Annotated in this window: 22 protein-coding genes; 11 read left to right on the forward strand and 11 right to left on the reverse strand. The window is 60.1% G+C overall.

Annotated elements, in window-relative coordinates; translation table 11 throughout:
• Positions 1 to 32: 32 nt before the first annotated feature.
• Positions 33 to 533: a thioredoxin family protein gene (locus tag ACSEXW_RS23515; protein WP_438448623.1), complete on the reverse strand. Its 501-nt coding sequence runs from the start codon at positions 531 to 533 to the stop codon at positions 33 to 35.
• 146 nt (positions 534 to 679) lie between these two features.
• On the opposite strand from ACSEXW_RS23515, the gene ACSEXW_RS23520 reads away from it, so the two are divergent.
• The 3 genes from ACSEXW_RS23520 to ACSEXW_RS23530 are packed head-to-tail and all read left to right on the forward strand — an operon-like array spanning position 680 to position 3779.
• On the forward strand, positions 680 to 2182 hold the full coding sequence (locus tag ACSEXW_RS23520; protein ID WP_438448624.1) for an RsmB/NOP family class I SAM-dependent RNA methyltransferase: 1503 nt from the start codon (positions 680 to 682) through the stop codon (positions 2180 to 2182).
• A gap of 3 nt (positions 2183 to 2185) precedes the next feature.
• The gene (locus ACSEXW_RS23525; RefSeq protein ID WP_438448625.1) at positions 2186 to 2932 is read left to right on the forward strand and encodes a pseudouridine synthase; all 747 of its coding nucleotides are present in this window, start codon (positions 2186 to 2188) and stop codon (positions 2930 to 2932) included.
• Positions 2933 to 2972: 40 nt separating this feature from the next.
• Positions 2973 to 3779: a Cof-type HAD-IIB family hydrolase gene (locus tag ACSEXW_RS23530; RefSeq protein WP_438448626.1), complete on the forward strand. Its 807-nt coding sequence runs from the start codon at positions 2973 to 2975 to the stop codon at positions 3777 to 3779.
• A gap of 68 nt (positions 3780 to 3847) precedes the next feature.
• Here the strand turns inward: ACSEXW_RS23530 and yjcZ are convergent, their stop codons facing one another.
• On the reverse strand, positions 3848 to 3943 hold the full coding sequence (yjcZ, locus tag ACSEXW_RS23535; RefSeq protein ID WP_438448627.1) for a sporulation protein YjcZ: 96 nt from the start codon (positions 3941 to 3943) through the stop codon (positions 3848 to 3850).
• Between the two features lie 201 nt (positions 3944 to 4144).
• On the opposite strand from yjcZ, the gene ACSEXW_RS23540 reads away from it, so the two are divergent.
• Positions 4145 to 5257 carry a hypothetical protein gene (locus tag ACSEXW_RS23540; protein WP_438448628.1) on the forward strand — a complete coding sequence of 371 codons (1113 nt, stop codon included), beginning with the start codon at positions 4145 to 4147 and terminating at the stop codon, positions 5255 to 5257.
• A gap of 75 nt (positions 5258 to 5332) precedes the next feature.
• On the opposite strand, the gene ACSEXW_RS23545 is transcribed toward ACSEXW_RS23540, so the two are convergent.
• Both ACSEXW_RS23545 and ACSEXW_RS23550 read right to left on the reverse strand, forming a co-directional pair.
• Positions 5333 to 6289 (reverse strand): C40 family peptidase, encoded by a 957-nt coding sequence (locus tag ACSEXW_RS23545; protein ID WP_438448629.1) that lies wholly within the window; start codon positions 6287 to 6289, stop codon positions 5333 to 5335.
• Positions 6290 to 6469: 180 nt separating this feature from the next.
• Complete coding sequence (locus ACSEXW_RS23550; RefSeq protein ID WP_438448630.1) at positions 6470 to 7837, reverse strand: RsmB/NOP family class I SAM-dependent RNA methyltransferase; 1368 nt, start codon at positions 7835 to 7837, stop codon at positions 6470 to 6472.
• Between the two features lie 213 nt (positions 7838 to 8050).
• Between ACSEXW_RS23550 and queD the strand changes: the two genes are divergently transcribed.
• Genes queD through queC form a run of 3 tightly spaced genes read left to right on the forward strand, consistent with a single transcriptional unit; the run spans position 8051 to position 9933 of the window.
• Complete coding sequence (gene queD / locus ACSEXW_RS23555; protein ID WP_438448676.1) at positions 8051 to 8521, forward strand: 6-carboxytetrahydropterin synthase QueD; 471 nt, start codon at positions 8051 to 8053, stop codon at positions 8519 to 8521.
• The gene (locus ACSEXW_RS23560) at positions 8521 to 9210 is read left to right on the forward strand and encodes a 7-carboxy-7-deazaguanine synthase QueE (protein ID WP_438448631.1); all 690 of its coding nucleotides are present in this window, start codon (positions 8521 to 8523) and stop codon (positions 9208 to 9210) included. The genes queD and ACSEXW_RS23560 overlap by 1 nt, the downstream gene beginning before the upstream one ends.
• 30 nt (positions 9211 to 9240) lie before the next feature.
• The gene (queC, locus tag ACSEXW_RS23565) at positions 9241 to 9933 is read left to right on the forward strand and encodes a 7-cyano-7-deazaguanine synthase QueC (RefSeq protein ID WP_438448632.1); all 693 of its coding nucleotides are present in this window, start codon (positions 9241 to 9243) and stop codon (positions 9931 to 9933) included.
• An 82-nt stretch (positions 9934 to 10015) separates the two neighbouring features.
• On the opposite strand, the gene ACSEXW_RS23570 is transcribed toward queC, so the two are convergent.
• The 4 genes from ACSEXW_RS23570 to ACSEXW_RS23585 all read right to left on the reverse strand — a co-directional run bounded on the left by ACSEXW_RS23570 (position 10016) and on the right by ACSEXW_RS23585 (position 12818).
• On the reverse strand, positions 10016 to 10540 hold the full coding sequence (locus ACSEXW_RS23570) for a GrpB family protein (protein WP_438448633.1): 525 nt from the start codon (positions 10538 to 10540) through the stop codon (positions 10016 to 10018).
• Between the two features lie 37 nt (positions 10541 to 10577).
• Positions 10578 to 11312 carry a nucleotidyltransferase family protein gene (locus tag ACSEXW_RS23575; protein ID WP_438448634.1) on the reverse strand — a complete coding sequence of 245 codons (735 nt, stop codon included), beginning with the start codon at positions 11310 to 11312 and terminating at the stop codon, positions 10578 to 10580.
• 16 nt (positions 11313 to 11328) lie between these two features.
• Positions 11329 to 12099 carry a phosphoribosylformimino-5-aminoimidazole carboxamide ribotide isomerase gene (gene hisA / locus ACSEXW_RS23580; RefSeq protein ID WP_438448635.1) on the reverse strand — a complete coding sequence of 257 codons (771 nt, stop codon included), beginning with the start codon at positions 12097 to 12099 and terminating at the stop codon, positions 11329 to 11331.
• A gap of 80 nt (positions 12100 to 12179) precedes the next feature.
• A complete protein-coding gene (locus ACSEXW_RS23585; protein WP_438448636.1) occupies positions 12180 to 12818 on the reverse strand; it encodes an NUDIX hydrolase in 639 nt (212 codons plus the stop codon).
• Positions 12819 to 12981: 163 nt separating this feature from the next.
• Here ACSEXW_RS23585 and ACSEXW_RS23590 point away from each other — a divergent pair, with 163 nt between their 5' ends.
• The 4 genes from ACSEXW_RS23590 (at position 12982) to ACSEXW_RS23605 (ending at position 16339) form a co-directional block, all read left to right on the forward strand.
• Positions 12982 to 13419: a hypothetical protein gene (locus tag ACSEXW_RS23590; RefSeq protein ID WP_438448637.1), complete on the forward strand. Its 438-nt coding sequence runs from the start codon at positions 12982 to 12984 to the stop codon at positions 13417 to 13419.
• 19 nt (positions 13420 to 13438) lie between these two features.
• Positions 13439 to 14146: an AIM24 family protein gene (locus ACSEXW_RS23595; protein WP_438448638.1), complete on the forward strand. Its 708-nt coding sequence runs from the start codon at positions 13439 to 13441 to the stop codon at positions 14144 to 14146.
• A 405-nt stretch (positions 14147 to 14551) separates the two neighbouring features.
• Positions 14552 to 15217, forward strand: a complete 666-nt coding sequence (locus ACSEXW_RS23600) for an ArsR/SmtB family transcription factor (protein ID WP_438448639.1) — start codon at positions 14552 to 14554, stop codon at positions 15215 to 15217.
• Between the two features lie 6 nt (positions 15218 to 15223).
• On the forward strand, positions 15224 to 16339 hold the full coding sequence (locus ACSEXW_RS23605) for an aminopeptidase (RefSeq protein WP_438448640.1): 1116 nt from the start codon (positions 15224 to 15226) through the stop codon (positions 16337 to 16339).
• Positions 16340 to 16410: 71 nt separating this feature from the next.
• Here ACSEXW_RS23605 and ACSEXW_RS23610 read toward each other — a convergent pair whose 3' ends face one another.
• The 3 genes from ACSEXW_RS23610 to ACSEXW_RS23620 all read right to left on the reverse strand — a co-directional run bounded on the left by ACSEXW_RS23610 (position 16411) and on the right by ACSEXW_RS23620 (position 18406).
• The gene (locus tag ACSEXW_RS23610) at positions 16411 to 16599 is read right to left on the reverse strand and encodes a hypothetical protein (protein ID WP_438448641.1); all 189 of its coding nucleotides are present in this window, start codon (positions 16597 to 16599) and stop codon (positions 16411 to 16413) included.
• Between the two features lie 16 nt (positions 16600 to 16615).
• Entirely contained in the window at positions 16616 to 17158 is a 543-nt protein-coding gene (gene lepB / locus ACSEXW_RS23615; RefSeq protein ID WP_438448642.1) for a signal peptidase I, read from the reverse strand.
• 96 nt (positions 17159 to 17254) lie between these two features.
• Positions 17255 to 18406 (reverse strand): GGDEF domain-containing protein, encoded by a 1152-nt coding sequence (locus ACSEXW_RS23620; protein ID WP_438448643.1) that lies wholly within the window; start codon positions 18404 to 18406, stop codon positions 17255 to 17257.
• Positions 18407 to 18503: the final 97 nt, after the last annotated feature.

Below are 18503 nucleotides of genomic sequence, written 5' to 3' on the forward strand. Positions count from 1 at the left end.
CGGAGGAGCGGTTTTGTACGTGGTGCGGCTGATTATCCCTTGTACTTGGTCAGGAAGGCCTTGAACTTCTGGTAGGAGTCGTCGGAGGGCTTGCCGTTCACCATGTTGAAGCCGCCCTCGATGCGCTCCACTTCCTTGCCTTCCTTGTAATACACCAGGGTCGGAGTGACGGTCAGCTTGTAGTCGGCCCAGCCCTGGTCGAACTCCAGCACGTTGTACATCTTCATATCCACGCCCATTTCCTTGGCAAGGGGAGCCAGGAAAGGCGTTGTCGCGACGCAGTGCGGACAGGTCGGCGAGAAGAAATAAACGAGCTGGCTGCCCTTCGCGTCCAGCTTCTTCTTCAGGTCCGCAGGCAGAATGATGTTCTGATAGTTGGGATCCTTCAGCTGCTTCACTGTCATGGAGTTCAGCTTGGATGCCGGGATGCCGTAGACATTGTCGTCTTGGGCGCGTAGAGAAGCCTGATTGACGAAATACAGAACGGCGAACAAGCCTAGGATGAGGCCCAAAAAGATGATCATTTTCTTCATACCGATTCCTCCAGTAGCCGATTCGCGATTGGTGGCCCCGCATAGTGTAATCCATAGTTTTTCTTGGTATAGTATAGCATAGAACGGATAAGGGTTGGCAAGCGTACTCCAGACCAAGCCCGATTATAAGGAAATGAGTGGATCCAATGGCAATCAAGCTGCCCGCCGCCTTCGTGGAGAAGATGCGCGGGCTATTGGGAGAGGCGGAGTTCGAGGCCTTCGCGGACTCCTACGGGGAGGAGCGGCATTACGGGCTGCGCAGCAATCCGTTGAAGCTGTCTCCAGAAGAGCTGAAGGAGCGTGTACCTTTCCGCCTCTCACCGGTCCCATGGGCTCCGGAAGGGTTCTACTACGGGGAGGGAGACCGTCCCGGGAAGCACCCTTACTATCATGCGGGACTCTATTATATTCAGGAGCCTTCGGCGATGGCGCCGGTGGAGCTACTGGACGTACAGCCGGGCGACCGGGTGTTGGATCTATGTGCCGCTCCGGGAGGCAAGACCACCCAGATTGCCGGCAAGCTTCGGGGTACCGGACTTATCGTGACGAACGACAACAATGCGGAACGGGTGCGGGCCTTAGCGAAAAATGTGGAGCTCTACGGTATCCGCAACGCGCTCGTATTGAACGAAACGCCGGACCGGCTGGCAGCACGGTGGCCCGGCTTCTTCCATAAGATCCTGATCGACGCCCCTTGTTCGGGGGAAGGGATGTTCCGCAAGGACGAGGACATGGCCCGGCAGTGGGAGAAGCACTCCGTGGAGAAGTGCTCCCTCATGCAGCGGGAGATTCTCCAGCAGGCGGCGGCCTTGCTGGCTCCCGGAGGACGGCTGGTCTATTCCACCTGCACCTTCTCCCCGGAGGAAAACGAATGCAGCATCGCCCGGTTCCTGCGCTCTCATCCGGAGTTCCGGGTAGTGCCGGTGGAACCGGCCTTCGGCTTCGCCCCAGGCCGGCCCGATTGGTGCGCTCAGGCCGAGGGGATGCAGGAGCCAGACGGGGCCGCCTTGGAGACGGCGGGAACCCTTCGGCTGTGGCCCCACCGGATCCGCGGGGAAGGTCATTATGTGGCGGTGCTGGAGAAGGAGAACGTAGCGATGCCGGATGCAGCGGAGAGCGGGGGCGGCTTCGCCCAAGGCAACGGAAGGGAGCCGATCTCCTCAGCAACCCGGAAGCGTAAGCCGGGACTGCCTTCAGCCAAGACCGCGGAGCCCGGTCCGGAGGCCTGGGAGCAGTTCACCCGGGAGCATCTCCGGGTCATGCTTCCGGGGGTTCCCGTCTACTTCGGGGAGAACCTGTATCTCGGCCCCGAAGGCGGACCGCCTCTGGATGGCCTTAAGGCCTCCCGTCCGGGCTGGTTCGCCGGAGCCGTTCGCAAGGGGCGCTTCGAGCCTTCCCATGCCTTGGCTATGGGACACCGCCCCGGCGAGGCAAGCCGGGTGCTGTCTTTTGCCTCAGATTCGGATGACTTGGTCCGGTACTTGAAGGGGGAGACCCTGTTCGTGGAGGAAGAGGAGATCGTCCGGGAGAACGGTACGCCGGCCAAAGGCTACGTCTTGGTCTGTGCAGGCGAATTTCCCGTCGGATGGGGCAAGTGGTCCGGCGGCATGTTGAAGAATGAATATCCCCCGGCGTGGAGGTGGATCTGAAGGATGAAAGAAACGCAGCGGTTGGACAAGCTGCTGGCCCATGCCGGCTTCGGCACACGGAGCGGGATCAAGCTTCTGGTGAAGCAGGGTGCGGTCCAGGTGAACGGCAAGACGGTCAAAGACAGCGGGATGCAGGTCCATCCCGAGAAGGATGAGATCTTGGTGGACGGCGAGCAGGTCCTCCACAAGGAATTTGTGTACTTGATGATGAACAAGCCTCCCGGTGTCATCTCGGCGACGGAGGATCTGCGGGACCGCACGGTGCTGGATCTGATCGGGCCGGATTATGCCCATTACGATCTGTTCCCGGTGGGACGCCTCGACAAGGATACGGAGGGGCTTCTGCTCCTGACCAACGACGGGAAGCTGGCCCATGAGCTGCTGTCACCCCGCAAGCATGTGCCCAAGACGTACTATGCGGAAGTGAGCGGGGCTGTAACGGAGAAGGACGGGGAAGCCTTCCGCCGGGGAGTTGAGCTGGACGACGGGTACGTCACCATGCCGGCCGAGCTGCAGATTCTATCCACCGGGGATCCGGAGGCCGGACGTCCGTCCAAGATCGAGCTGACCATCATGGAAGGCAAGTTCCATCAAGTCAAGCGGATGTTCGAAGCGGTGGGCAAGAAGGTCGTCTATCTGAAGCGAATGAAGATGGGACCGCTTCTCCTGGACGAATATTTGGCGTTGGGAGCCTACAGGGAGCTGACGGACGACGAGCTGGCCGGGCTCCGCAAAGAAGAGAAGCGCTGACGGGCCACCCCCGATCGGCGTATGGAGGGAGAGTGTACCGATGTCGATGCCTTACCGATTGATTGCACTGGATGTGGATGGAACCCTGCTGAACGATGCGCATGAGCTGACACCCGGAACCAAGGAGGCCGTCCGGGCCGCCGCGGAGGCCGGCGCCGAGATCGTGCTGTGCACCGGCCGGGGAGCATCCAACGCCTTCTACCTGCTGGAGGAGATGGGCTTGTCCGGGATGCTGATTACCCATAACGGGGCCACCACGGTCCGCTCCGAGGACCGCGGGCTGGTTCAGAGCTTCGCCTATCCGCTGGACCGCATCCGGAACCTTCTGGACTACTGCCGGAAGGAGGGCATTCATTATGATGCCAATTCCGTCTATGAGCTGTTCGCGGACCGGATCTCGCCGGAGGCCGAGGCGATGTACGCCCGGTTCGGGATTACACCGGTGAAGCTGGACGATATCTATAGTATGGAGGGGCTCTGCTACAAGGTGTCCCTGTTCGGCACGCCCGAGCAGCTGGACCGGCTGGATCAGGTGTGGGATACGCTCGAATGCCCGATGGTCCCGATCCGGAGCGACGCCCGGTTCACGGACATCATGCATCCGGATGCCAGCAAGGGCCATGCCCTGCGCAAGCTGGCCGTACGGATGGGCATCCCGCGGGAGCAGATCTTGGCCGTAGGCAACTACTTCAACGACATCGACATGCTTCGCTTCGCCGGTCTGGGCGTGGCCATGGCCAATTCCCCCGAGGAAGTGAAACAGGCGGCGGACGAAGTTACGCTGTCCAATAATGAAGAGGGGGTCCGGGCGGTGCTTATGAAGCATCTGAGGGGCGCCGTCGGCTAAACACAAGAACCGGTGACCCGAAGTCACCGGTTCTTGCGTTTCGTGGAGCGGATATGGGAATGCTGCGATTAGATCAGGATTCCTTTGGTAATGATGACCAACAGGATGAACAGCACCAGAATGATACCTGTGGAAGTGTAGTGCCCGCCTGTAACTGCGCCCATGGGAATTCCTCCTCGGATTGAATGTACCGACTTGCTGCTGCTGTTAAGTCCTTGTGCCGCGATTCGGCTTTCTGTCTGTCGGTCTACTGTATCATATGCCCGGGGGCAGGAGCGGATTGGACATTCGCCCGGGTGGATGAAATTTGGGCGCGGAGGCTATCTTAAAGGAGGAATGCATTCTCAAGCTGGAGGCGATGTTCCATGGCCGAGATTGTCTTAAGGCCCGATCTCAAGACTGCGGGCGGAGAAGTCAACGACATCCTGTTCAAAGGCCGTTTCGTCGGGACGCTCTTGCTGGTATACAGGGAGAACGACCGGGTGTGCGGCTCCGTCCAATTGGAGAAGGAATCCTTGTCCTCCAAGGACAAGAAGGAAGTGGTCCGTTACGTTACGGACTATGTCCAGTCGACGATCCATGCCATCAAGGCTGCAGACTGCGACGTGCTGGTCACTCACAGCTCCTACGACCATGTCATCGCCACGGACGCCGACCAGTGGTCGGACTGGGAAGAGGACGGAATCCTGGTTCATGATGAGCCGGAGGTCATCTGGGTTACCGACGAGGATACCCTGGGGGATTGGGATGTATCGGACCGGGATACCGTGGAGATGGATCGTACCGTAAACCGGTATAACCAGGATCCGGAGGATGACCGTCATTACCGGAACCCCGTGTACTATGAGCTGGTCTCCACCAAGGAGAGCCGCAGCAAGATGGAGTACCACGTCTACGACAAAAATCAGGAGTGGGTGGCGGAGGTTTTCCTCCGGATCATCGGACCCGATGTTGTCGGCGATATCCATTGGGTCTTCAATCCGTTGGATGAAGAGATCGAGCATGTGACCGATCTGGTCGTATCCGATTTTGACTCCGAGGCTATCGATACGTTCACCATCGATCACCGCTTCGAAGGACAGATCATCGAGACTATCGAGCTGACCCACGAGGACCTCTTGGACGACTCCCTGGACTTGGACGGGCGTGACCGTATCGCGGGCACTCCGGATGAGCTGGAGGAGTATACCGTGGTGCTGGCCCGGGACGATCAGGACATGCTGACCTATGAGATCTACAAGCAGCGGGAGGGCGGCCTGCCGATCGGAACGGCTACGGTGGACATCAGCCGCAAGCAGCTGTCCGGCTTCATAGACTTCAGGAGCAAGATGAGCGAGCCCGGCGAGCGGGAAAAAATCGCCACCCTCGTCATGCAGGAGCTGGACAAGGAGAAGGACTACAACACCATCAGCTTCACCATGCTGCAGCACAACAAGCCCATCGACGAGATCGTGTTCGAGAACGAACCGGTTCATTAGACAATAGGCCGCGCCCGGCTCTTCGTATAAGAGCGGACGCGGCCTTTGGCGGCATATTCTGCCGGATTAGCCGGATTAGAACAACACGGGGATCTTCAGTACCTGGCCGACATATACGGAATCGCCGGCTAGCTGGTTCGCCTTGCGGATGAGCGCTTCGGGGGTGCGGGTCTTGTTGGAGATCGCCCAGAGGGAATCGCCGCTTACGACTGTGTAGCTTTTCATGGGAGCTTCCAGCTTCAGACGTTGTCCGACCTGGATGGCATCACCGGTCATCTGGTTCCAGGTGCGGAGCTGATCGATGGTGACATCGGCCAGCCGGCTGATGGTCCAGAGGGTATCGCCGGGCTGGACTACGCGGCTCTTGCCCTTGGCATAGATCTGGCTCATGAGCAGGTCCGGATCCTCCGTCATCAGCTGCTGCCCGGGAGTCAGCATATCCTGCTTCAGCTTATTCCAATTGCGAAGCTCTTGAACCGTGGCATTACGTCCCAGGCTTACGGACCAGAGGGTATCTCCCGGGCGGACCGTATAAGTCGCGGGAATGACACGCTTTATGGCCATCAGGTGGGTTTTCCAATATTTCTGGGACAGGTCGGAGTAGCCGACGCCCTTGCCGCTGGAGGAGGCGTGCAGAATCTTGCCGTTCCCGACGTAGACCGATACATGGCCGGCTTCGTTCGGGTATACCGGATCCCGGAAGAATACCAGGTCTCCCGGCAGAGCGTCCTCCACGGAAACGGAAGTACCCAGGCTCATCTGCTGGTTGGCGGTCCGGGGAAGGTTGATGCCGTTCTCCGTGAAGATCCGGAAGGTGAAGGACGAGCAGTCGAAGGTCTGGGTCTGGGACGGATCGGACCCGAATTTGTAAGGCGTGCCCAGATAGGCTTGCCCGGATGTCAGGATGCGGCTGCCGATGCTTGCGGCTTGCGAAGTTGCTTCCGTAACGGCTGGAACGGCTGCGGCGGCGTGCGGGACCAGTGCGCCCATAAGGGTGATGCCGATCAGGAATGCGCCGAATGGTTTATTCATCGATGAGTTCCCTCCGTCTTGTATTGGCTGCTAGGCCAGTATACCGGGGACGGAGGTCAGGCAACAAGGAACAATAGTTGGTGCCTCCGGGGCTTGCAGGAAGCCCTGAGACAAAGAAGCAGCCGGGCGCCGGGCCCCTCCATGGGTACCCGCGTTCCGGCTGCTTCTTGCGTATCGAGGCTATAGTTTGCGCAAGCCCTTGGGCAGATGGTTCTTTAGCTGCCCCTCACTGAGCTTGGCCCAGCCAAGGGGGAAGCGGCCGGCACATACCGGGACCCAGCCCGACGGGACGCCTTCGGGAGCCTGTACGGCATGGCCCCGAAGATAGGCGTCCAGCTCGGGGGAGGAGAGGGCGAAGCGGGCGGCTCCCCGGAAGGCGGAGAGCGGCATCGCAAGCGCCAAGGCGTGAGCCGGCTCCACCCGGTTCTTCTTCATCGTGGCCAGATGCAGGCCGGGGCGGGGAGCCTTCAGGCCCTCCAGCAGGCCGGCGTGGAAGCGGCCTCCGCGGCCATGGGGGAGCCAATACAGCTGCTCTCCGAACAGTATGGGCTCCCCAGCGGGCAGCTCCGGCATGGCCGGAAGATACTCGGCGGCAAAGGCCTGAAACTGAGCCATGGCTTCCGCCGTTTGCCGGCTGGGAGGCTTGACCCGGCCGGCCTTTCGGGTGCGGGCGTTCTCGTCGGTGTTCTCCGATCCGCCGGCATGGCGCAGCACGGCCACAAAATGGCCCTCCCCCCGCGTCAGATGGGGCCAGATACGCTCGGTCCGCTCCAGCTCGAGAGCGGGGCATTCCCGAAGCACCGCCTGGATCAGCTCCTCATTCTCCTCCCTATTGAAGGTGCACGTGGAGTAACCCAGCACGCCGCCGGGCTTCAGCATGGCTGCCGCGTGGCGGACGATGTCCAGCTGCCGGGCCGCGCACATCTCCACGTGAGCGGGAGACCATTCCTTCATGGCGTCCGGATCCTTGCGGAACATCCCCTCGCCGGAGCAGGGGGCGTCCAGCATGATTCGGTCGAAGAAGGCCGGGAACCGCTCCGCCAGCTTGTCCGGCGGGGCGTTGACGGCTACGGCGTTGGCGGCGCCCATCCGCTCCAGATTCTCGGAGAGTATCTGGGCCCGGGCCGGGTGGATTTCGTTGGCGATCAGGAGCCCGTCCGGCCCCAGCTTGGCGGCGATCTGAGTGGCCTTGCCCCCCGGGGCAGCGGCAAGATCCAGCACGGTCTCGCCGGGCTGGGGCGCCAGCAGCTCCGCCGACGACATGGCCGACGGCTCCTGCAAATAATAGAGCCCTGCCGCATGGTAGGGATGCTTGCCGGGCCGGGCCTCCTCGGCATAATAATATCCGGTCGGGCACCACGGAATGGGCTCCAGCCCGAACAGCGGCATAAGCTCGGCGAATTCCGGAGCCTCTGCGGACCATTTGGCCGGATTCAGCCGGAGGCCGAAGCTCCGGGGCGCGTCATAGCTGGCGAGGAAGGGCTCGGCCTCCGGTCCGAGCATATCGGTCACCCTGCCGACGAAGGCAGGGGGGAGCAGGTTACGCATGGTTCAAGAACTCCTTTAAGTCAACATTCGTTCTGTATTATAGTAACCGATCCGGACCTGGAACAAAAGTCTACCGATCCGTTGTAGTTTATGAGAAACTCGTGGTATAATGAAGAGTGCTTTTGCTTTGTTCCTACCTTGGAAGCTGCCGTCCAAGACGTCCCCGCATCCAAGAATCGGCTTCGGTTGGAGCTTTCCCATGAGGTGAAGATGATGACATACCACATACCCCGCAAGGTACAGATTTTCGGTCAGGACATTCAGCAGGACCAGCTGCGGTACCATGACCGCCCCGTACTCGTCTCGAAGGAGTTCACCTTCGACAGCGCCCACCATCTGCATGCCTACGAAGGCAAATGCAAGAATCTGCACGGCCACACCTACAGGCTGCAGGTCATCTTGTTGGGCAAAACCGACGAACGGGGCTTGACCCTGGATTTTTCCGATATCAAACGGATTGTTAAGGAGCGGATCATCGACCGCCTGGACCACCAATATCTGAATGAAGCGCTGCCTCCGATGAACACGACGGCGGAGAATATGGTCGTCTGGATCTACGAGGAGCTGCACCGCGGCTTGGTGGAGGAAGGCATCTATCCCGGCGTGAAGCTGGAGGAGGTCCGGCTGTGGGAGACGCCCACCAGCTATGCCGCCGTTACCCGTTCCCTGATGGGGGTGGAGTGATGACCGAGCGTTCCTCCGTCAAGCTTCCGATGGTGGAGATCTTCGAGACGGTGGAGGGGGAGGGCACCCGCGCCGGCTTCCCTACTGTGTTCGTCCGTCTCTTCGGCTGCAACCTCCGCTGTACCTGGTGCGACACTCCATACAGCTATCCTCCGGAAGAAGCAGAGTCCGTGATGACCGTCGGCGAGATCGTGGACGCCGTTCGGGCCTACCGGTCCCGGAGCATCTGCATGACCGGCGGTGAGCCGCTACTGTACGGGGACCGGTCGTTGGCCCTTCTGGAGGCGCTGGCGGAGCTGCCCCATATCGAGGATGTTCATGTGGAGACCAACGGCGCCGTAGATCTGGCTCCCTTCCTCTCCCGAGCAGTCTCCCCTAAGATCCGGTATGTCATGGACTATAAGCTGCCCGGCTCCGGCGAAGAGGCACAGATGCTGAAGGGCAACCTGGCGCTCCTGCGCCCCCAGGACGAGCTGAAGTTCGTCGTCGCCCACGAGGAGGACTTCGAAGCCGCCGTCCGGCTGCTGGAAGACCATCCGACGGCCGCCCTGCCCCTGTTCAGCCCCGTCTGGGAGAGCATGCCACCCGCCCGGCTCGTCCAGCTGATGCTGGAGAAGGGCCCGGCCCATGCCAAGCTGAACCTCCAGCTCCACAAGATCATCTGGGATCCGGCCCAACGGGGCGTCTGATCCTGTCATACAAGGAAGGATGGTACGAATATGACCACATCGTCCCCTAAGAAAGCCGTCGTCATCCTGAGCGGCGGCTTGGACAGCACCACCTGCATGGGCATCGCTCAAGATCAAGGGTACGAGCTGTACCCCATTACCTTCGATTACGGCCAGCGCCACCGGATCGAGCTGGAGAATGCCCGCAAGGTGGCTGAGCATTACGGCACGGCGGCCCGCCACAAGGTCATCCGACTGGATTTCCTCCGCGACTTCGGCGGAAGCGCCTTGACGGACGAGACCATCGAGGTGCCGACGGAGCTGGATGAGACCGTCATTCCGGTAACTTATGTGCCCGGCCGCAATCTGCTGTTCTTGTCCATCGCTACCTCGTATGCGGAGGTACAGGGCGCGGAAGCCATCTTCATCGGCGTCAACGCACTGGATTATAGCGGTTATCCCGATTGCCGGCCTGAATTCATCGCCAAGGTGGAAGAGGTAATCCGATACGCCACGAAGGTAGGCGTGGAGGGCAAGCCGATCAAGATCGAGACCCCGCTGATCCATTGGACCAAGGCGGATATCATCAAGGAAGGCATGCGCCTGAACGTTCCCTATGCGTTGACCACGTCCTGCTATAACGGGGAAGAAGAAGCCTGCGGTGAGTGCGACAGCTGCCGACTGCGCCTGAAGGGCTTTGCCGACGCGGGACTGACGGATCCGATCCGCTACCACCAACCGTAAGAAGCGGCGGCGGACATTGCGTTCCCGCCCGCAAATACAAAAGCCTTGAACCGCTGTATAGTCAACGGTTCAAGGCTTTTTTCTATCGGGAGATCGATCCGGCATGGTAAGCCGCCTTCTCCAGCACATCGCGGACATAGGCGGTCTTGGCTTCGGTATAAAGGTGGCGCTCGTAACGGAACTTTGCCGCATTGCCGCGCTTCAGGGCCTCGTAGGCTTGACGCTCCTCCGCGTGCACCCGGAGATAATCCCGGAACAGCAGGGGCTTCCACCAGTGCTCCGTGCCGTACTCTGCCAGGTGCAGATGGTGGGTTCGGGGCTGCCGCTTCAGGAACAGCCGCCCGCCAGGGACGCTCAGCTCCTCCAGGTAGTGGTAGCCCAGCGGGGTGAAGGCTGGCAGACTCCGGTAGGCGTCCTCCATGCTGCGGAATCCGATCATGATATCGATGACGGGCTTGGCGGCCAGGCCGGGAATGGAGGTGCTCCCGAAGTGCTGGAGGTCTGTGACCACACTCAGGTTCAGCACTTCCGTCAACCGGAGTGCTTCCTTCAGGAAGGCCGAAGGCCAGCCGGTGTTATATTCCGAGATGACAATCTCATCGCTCATGCTTTTCTCTCCCCTTCGTCTGCGGTTCTCTGTGAGGTTACAATCCGAGCTTCAGCCGGGCTTCCCTGTAGGCGCCGGGAGTTCCGATATCCTCGATGTCCCCTTCGGCGGGATACGCCCGGATTTCCTTGCGTTTATAAAGCCACTCGGGAAAATGGCTCGGGGCATCCGGTCGATTGCCCTCCTCCAGATACTGCCGGAACAAGGGAAGGGTGTCCTTGCGGTACAAGTACATGGCGAAGACTCCCAGCTTGCTTCGGGGCTGCGCAGGCTTCTCTTCGAAGGAGAGCACCCGGCCTTCCTCGTCCAGCTCGACCACGCCGACCCGGTGAAGCTCCTCCGGATCGTCCAGCTCCCGGACCAGGATGCAGTCCCGTCCGCATTGTCCGAAGAAATCGACGAAGCCCTTCAGGCTGAACGAGCATACGTTGTCGCCGGCCAGCACGAACAGATCATCCGCCAGACCAGTCGCATCCAGGGTCCATTGGATGTCGCCGATGGCGCCCAGCCGGTTGGCTTCGGAGGTGGTGCCATCGTTCAAGATGCGGATCCGCTTGCTGGACCTGCGGCCCTGAAGCCATTCTTCGAAGGCGTTGTAGAACCGGGCGTTGCTCACGATCAGGATCTCATCCAGGCCGTCCAGCTCCTCCAGCTTGTCGATGAGTAGATCCAGGATGGTGGCCCCAGCCAGCGGAAGCAGCGCCTTCGGCCGGTCAGCCGTCAGCGGGTAGAGCCGGGTGGCATAGCCTGCCGCCAATACCAAGGCTTTCATGGTGAACCCTCCCCGGTTATCCTCGGTTTGCCTCGCTGCCGCACTGCTGAACCACCGCACGGTAAGGCAGCTTCCCGCCGAAGATATCCAGCGCGCTGCCGATGGTCAGGTCCAGCCGTCCTTCGGTCAAGCGCCGGAACTGCTCGATATCTTCCATGGATCGGGCTCCGCCGGCGTATGTGGTCGGAATGCGGGTCCAGCGGGCCAGGTCCTCGGCCAGCTTCACCTGAATGCCGCTCTGCTTGCCTTCCACGTCCACCGCATGCACGAGGAATTCGTCACAGTACCCTTCCAGATAGGCGATATTGTCCGAATTGAGCTCGAAGTCGCTGAATTGGGTCCAGCGGTTGGTGACCACGTACCAGCGGCCATCCTTCTCCTTGCAGGAGAGATCGATGACCAGCCGGTCCTTGCCGGCCGCCGCGGCGATCCGGTCCAGATGGAGCGTATCCAGCTTCCCGTCCCGAAAAATGTAGGAGGTGACGATCACATGGCTCGCCCCTTGCTCGAGATAGCTCCCGGCATTGTCAGCCGTAATGCCCCCTCCGATCTGAAGTCCGCCGGGGTAGGCTTGAAGCGCCCGTAAGGCTTGCCCTTCGTTTCCTCCCCCGAGCATGATCACGTGGCCGCCCGTAAGGCCGTCCTTGCGGAACATCTCCGCATAATAAGCCGAATCGTGCTCAGAGACGAAATTTTCCACTACAGGCTTGTTCTCGTCATTCAAGGTTTCTCCGACGATCTGCTTCACCTTGCCGTCGTGTAGATCGATACAGGGTCTGAATTTCAAAGTAGGTACCGCCCTTCGATAGAATATGGCCAAGCGGGCGATTGCCCAGCATGGCGGAGGATCCGGCATAAGCTTCCGCCTTACCGTGCCTCCATGGAGTCGAGGCCTTGGAACAACAAACTTAGGTATGGCGCCGGCTTCGGGACGAAGTCCGCCAGCTGCACCTTTCGGATGTAAGGGTGCTTGGAGCAGCCGGATTTATCTAGCTCCACTCCTTCGGCCAGCAGGAATGCCCGAGCTCCGTATACCAGCTCCCGGTATTCCTCCAGCTTCACATGGAACAGTCCCGAAATCTCCGAGGTCTGGAAGGAGAAGGACCCGGGAGGGAGCGGGCTTTCCATCAGGTGGATGTGGTTGAATTCCCGGTCGATCAGGCCGTTCTCCAGGAACCCTTCGACTGCAATGACGCCGCAGGAATTCAGTTCCTCCGCCGTGACCTCAAGCCCCAGCTCCTCTTGGAGCTCACGAACCCCGTCTTCCACCGTCTCACCCGCTAGCAGGTGTCCGCCGCAGGAGACGTCCAGCTTGCCGGGATAGGTGTCTTTATCGGGATGCCGGAGCTGGAACAGGAGGGAGCGGCCGCTCGGCCCCGGTGGCGTAACCACCCAGCAATGGAAGGTGCGGTGCCACAGGCCCTCCCGGTGTACCCGCCCTCTGGAGGCCGTTCCGGCCGGATTCTGGTTCCGGTCGAATATATCGAATCGTTCTTCGTTGGACATAAGCATCTCCCGAAATCTCTTTTATAAGAATTATTCTCTTTTTAGCTGCAAAATCCTCCCCTTCCGCCAATTTTCGGTAAGTACCGACGGAAACCTTCCCGTCCTGCTGACGTATACTACTCAAGACGAGAAGAACGGGACAAGCCGGAGAGGGGCGAAGAGGATGAGCGTGACGAAGAGAAGGACGCTGCGTGCGGCGGCGCTGGGCCTCATTGCGGCCTTAGGCTTCTTGACGGGAGGGACGCAGACGGCGGAGGCCGGGCTGTACGACCGGGTGAAGGACATCTTCGAGCTCCCGGGTGAAGTGGACAAGCTGAAGGAGGAATACGGCAAGGTCAAGGGGAGTTATGACGATGCGTTGAAGGAGCTGGACAGTTATCGTCAGATGCAGGAGAAGCTGCTGGAAGATAACGCCCGGCTGGCGGAGCAGAACCGGCTCTTGGCCGAGACCGTCCAAAGTCTGAAGAAGGCGGAGGAAAGCCGAAGCCGGAGCTCGAGCCGAATCCAGCGCATGATCTGGACCGTGGTGCTGCTGGGCGCGGGCTATGTCATTCTGACGAGAGTAGCCCGATACGTGATGCGAGCCCGGTCCAGGAATTAGGGGAAGGAGGCGAGAACGGATGGAGCTCCATATTGAGAATGAAGGGACCGGCACCGGAGCCGGACAAGCCGTCCGTTACGTGCTGGGTGCAGGAGAGAAGGTGCACCTGCTCCATCCCAAGCAGATCATCGCCTTCCGGGGAGATCCCCGGGGAAGGACGGACCGGTTCATGGATTGGAAGGGCATGTACCGGAAGCGGAAGCTGATCCAGGCCGAGCTTCAGGGCCCCTGCGAGGTAATGGCTGCGCTTCCGGCCGGCTATTGTCTGAAGCCGCTCGCCATATCCGGCGGCAGCGACCTGCTGTTCGAATTCCGGAATCTCTTCTCCTACACGCCCGGCATCCGGATGGAGCACCGGCTCCTTCAGCCCAAGAAGATGCTGGTTACCCGGGATTGGATGAAGCTCCGGCTGTCCGGCGAGGGTGAAGTGGGGCTCCTGACCTACGGTCCCGTCTACGAGATGGAGCTTGACGAGCGGGAGCCCTTGTTCGTGGATGCCCGGAGCGTGGTGGCCATGCCCGAGAATGCGCGGCTCGAGCTGTGCGTCTACGGCAACCATCTGGCCAGCCAGCATATGAATTACCAGTGGAGCATGACCGGCCGCGGCACGGCTCTCATTCAAGGCGGGCTGCCCAACCGGGAGCTGGAGGAGGAGCTGCAGGGGGACGGGCTGGTGCGCCGCGTGCTCAGGGAGGTGCTGCCCTTCGGCGGGGTGTTCATCAAATAGCCAGCCCTCACCGTAGACACGGCCCTCTTCTCTCAGAGGGCCGAACGGGGACAACCTCCCGCGTCACTCCTTTGAGAGGGCTGCAGCCTGCACACACCGACCCACCCATCCAAAAATCTGTTAAGGCGCTGTGAAGCCTTAACCGAACCCGCCGCGTCCGGCGCTCCAACTTAAGGCGACCCACCGCCTTAACTCCCCCAAGTGGCCCGAACCCGCGGCCCCCCCAACCATTTAAGGCGCTGTGAAGCCTTAACCGAACCCGCCGCGTCCGGCGCTCCAACTTAAGGCGATTCACCGCCTTAAATCTTACGGAAACCTGGCCTTGACAGGCGCGCCTGGCAAATATTATGATACGAGTGAAAATATTTGACCGTCTCAGCGCAAAGAATGGAAAGGGAGATGCTTATGAAGCTGGAGCGGGTGTTCGTCATCGAGGAATACGAGCAGCTGAAGGCTGTCAGCGACCCCTTCCGCACCAAGATTCTCAGCCATCTGATCGAGAAGGCCTATACCGGCCAGCAGTTGGCCCAGCTGCTGGAGCTTGCGCGGTCGAAGATCCACTACCACCTGAACGAGCTTGAGAAGAACGGCTTCATCCGCGTGGTGAAGACCGAGGTGAAGAACGGCATCATCCAGAAGTTCTACCGGGCCGTGGCCTGGAGCTTCGTGCCGGGTGACCGTCTTCTGCCCCACCGAACCGAGGTGGAGAACTATTTTCGCGAGTATACGCTGAACGCGTTGAACCGGGCCCGGCTGCGGGCCTTGTCCGCTCCGGAGGAGGCCTTCCAGGTGCAGACCGCCGAACGGGACTCTTGGCCTCGGATCACCCTCCAGATGGAGGTCCGCGTGAAGCCCGAGCGGTTCGCCGAGTGGCTCTCCCGTTACCGCAAGCTGGTGCAGGAGCTCGATGAGATGGAGGCGGGCGAAGAGGAGGAAGGCAAGCTGTTCTATATGACCACGGTCGGGTTCCAGATCGACCAGCCGTGGTTCGAAGGCGATGAGCCGGAGGAAGGGCAGGCCTATGTGAAAGCGGCGCAAGAGCAAGACGAGACGAAGAATGGAAAGGTGTGAGGGACCATGGTAGATCCCCGTTTGACGAAGCTGGCTGACGTGCTGGTAAACTACTCCACCCGCGTGCAGAAGGGGGAGAATGTGCTGATCGAAGCCTTCGGCATTGACAATGCCTTGGTGAAGGAGCTGGTGAAGAAGGTCCATGCGGCAGGGGGCAACCCCTTCGTCAACCTCCGCGACCAGGCCGTAACCCGTCAGCTGCTGCTGGAAGGCAACGAGGAGCAGATTAAGGCTTGGGCCGACTACGACAAGTACCAGATGGAGAGAATGCAGGTGTATATCGGGGTCCGCGGCGGCTCCAACATCAACGAGATGTCCGATGTGCCCTCCGACAAGCAGAAGCTGTGGAGCTCCCTGTACCAGACACCGGTCCATTTCACCACCCGTGTCAACGGCACCCGCTGGGTGGTCCTCCGGTACCCGACTCCGTCTATGGCCCAACTGGCCGGCATGAGCACCGAAGCCTTCGAGAATTTCTACTTCGACGTCTGCACCCTGGATTACGGCAAAATGAACCAGGCCATGGACGCCCTGAAGGCCTTGATGGACCGTACGGACCGCGTGCGTCTGACCGGCGTGAACACCGATCTGACCTTCTCCATCAAAGGCATCGGCGCCATCAAATGTGCTGGCGAGATGAACATTCCGGACGGCGAGGTCTACACGGCGCCGGTCAAGGACAGCGTCAACGGCATCATCTCCTACAACGCGCCGACACCGTACAACGGCTTCACCTTTGAGAACGTGGTCCTGGAATTCAAGGACGGCAAAATCGTAAAGGCCACCGCCAACGAGACCGACCGGATCAACGGCATTCTTGACACCGACGACGGCGCCCGCTACATCGGCGAGTTCGCCATCGGCGTGAATCCGTTCATCAAGGAGCCCATGAAGGACATCCTCTTCGACGAGAAGATCGACGGCAGCTTCCACTTCACCCCGGGTGCGGCTTACGACGAAGCCTTCAACGGCAATAAGTCCGCCGTCCACTGGGATATGGTATTCATCCAGCGTCCCGAATACGGCGGCGGCGAGATCTGGTTCGACGACGTGCTGATCCGCAAGGACGGCCGGTTCGTGCTGCCGGAGCTGGAGCAGCTGAACCCCGAGAATCTGAAGTAAAGCAAGAAGCCCTTCCCAACCGGATCGCTCCGGTCAGGAAGGGCTTCTCTATCATTCAGAGGCTGATGGCATCATTCCAGGAAGACCCGGGCCTTCTCGAGGCTTCGGATCAGCTCGTCCAGCTGGTCCGGCCGATCGAAGTGGACCGTCACATACCGGGGCACGCTGCCGCCGGATGAGACCTCCAGCATGCAGACCTTGCGCTCATCGTCCACCGTCACATTGAGAAGATCCTCGGAAAGCAGCTGAACCCACGCCATACGCAACCCAGCTCCTCTACTCGAATATCTTAAATTGACGGAACGGGTAGAGCCGGAGCATGGCCTTGCCTTCCACGCTGGTCTTGGACATGGTTCCCAGGTTCCGGCTGTCCTCGCTGTGCTCCCGGTTATCCCCCAAGACGAAATAGGCGTTATCCGGCACTGTCAGAGGCAGCTTGACCCGCCCGGGAAGTGTGCGGCCTGCCGCGTAAGGCTCTTCCAGACGCTCGCCGTTGATCCAGACGGAGCCGTCCTTGATATCTAACACGTCACCGGGCAATCCGATGATCCGCTTGACCAATCTGCGGTCGGACTCGGGACCGTTCACAATTACGATATCGCCGCGTTCCGGCTCGGAGAACTTGTAGACCAGCCGGTTCTCCACCAGCCGCTGTCCCTCTGCCAGAGTGGTATCCATGGAATGCTGCTCCACCCGGACCTGGGCGAAGGCATAATTCTGTATTAGGAAGGAGATGAGAACGGCCGAGCCGAGAGTCAGGGTCCAATCCTTAAGCTCTTTGCGCCAGCCGCCGCGGCGCGCTTTGGATTTCGGTTCCATGAGAATCTTCCTTTCGTAAGAAGGATATGCACTTCCATTCATACGGCCGGCTACAGCCAAAAGTTGCGCTGTCCCAGGATTTTCCTCGGACAGGGATCAACCGTTCACCAGAGCCTGCTTCTGCCGGGTAAACTTGCACACCTTGTTCTTGCCCGTCGTCTTCGCCTGGTACATGGCCTCGTCGGCCTGCTTCACGAGGGAGTCGGCGTTGACGCCCTTCTTCGCCTTGCTGTAGCCCACGCTGACCGTGACCCCGGCCTCGGCTTCCACACGGGCACGGATGGCCTCCGCCAATTCTCCGGCATGGGCGTCCGGATCGGTCACCATGACGACCATTTCCTCCCCGCCCAGCCGGCCGCTGATTCCGACCTCCTCGGAGAGCTCCATCAGGATGCGGGCTACCTTTTTGAGCGCCTCGTCGCCTTTCTCATGGCCTTGGGTGTCGTTCAGTTTCTTGAAGTTGTCGATATCGGTAAAGATGACGGAAACGGGAACCCCATGGTTCAAATATTGCTCGAGCCGTCCCATGAAAAAACGCCGGTTGTACATGCCCGTCAGAGCATCGGTGATCGACCGGTTGTAGGTCGCCTGCAGCAGCTCCACCACGCGCTCGAAGAGAATGAGGAACAGGCTGGCGTAATAAAGGATCAAGAAGCAGCTGGATGCCGCCGACAGCAGCGGATAGTCCGATCCGAACAGGTACCGGTGGGCGACCAGCAGGAGCTGATGGATGAAGTACAGGGTCAGGCCGGTCTGGTAGCGTCCCCATTGCCCCACGAACGGAGTGATCCATTGGTGGCAGAGGAAGAGGACGAGGAACATATAGAGCTCCACGCCCAGATCCTGAAGCAGGAGCACCTGCTCAGGAGAGCCGCCGTAGCCGCCGAAGACGACATGCAGGAGCGACAGCAGGAAGGCCAGGCCGATCGCCGTATAAGTCAGGACATACTGCCGGATGCGGGACGCGTTGTACAGCTGGTAGATGCCGAGATTCAGGAGGATGAAGGACACGGCCTTGAGCAGCAGGGCCAGATAGCCTAACGTGCCGCCGGACCCGTCCGCCAGGATCAGGAGCATATGCTGCGCCATCACGACGAGAAGCGACAGGGACAAGGAGAAGTAAGCCTTCTTCCGGCGGCTTAAGAAGAGCCGGACCGTCATGGCCAGCATCAGGATGAGCATCATGAGAATCAAGGACGAGAAGTAAATTCCGCTTAAGGGGCCCAACAAAAGCTCGGTGAACGGCATGTGCTCTCCTCCGGAAAAATGACAAATTTCGATGACGCAGATTCTATCATTATACCAAAAACTTTGTCCCCGTGTTCTCTTTTCAGTGACGGACATA

This window comes from Oryzibacillus soli, assembly GCF_051594765.1.
GTDB lineage: Bacteria > Bacillota > Bacilli > Paenibacillales > NBRC-103111 > Paenibacillus_AR.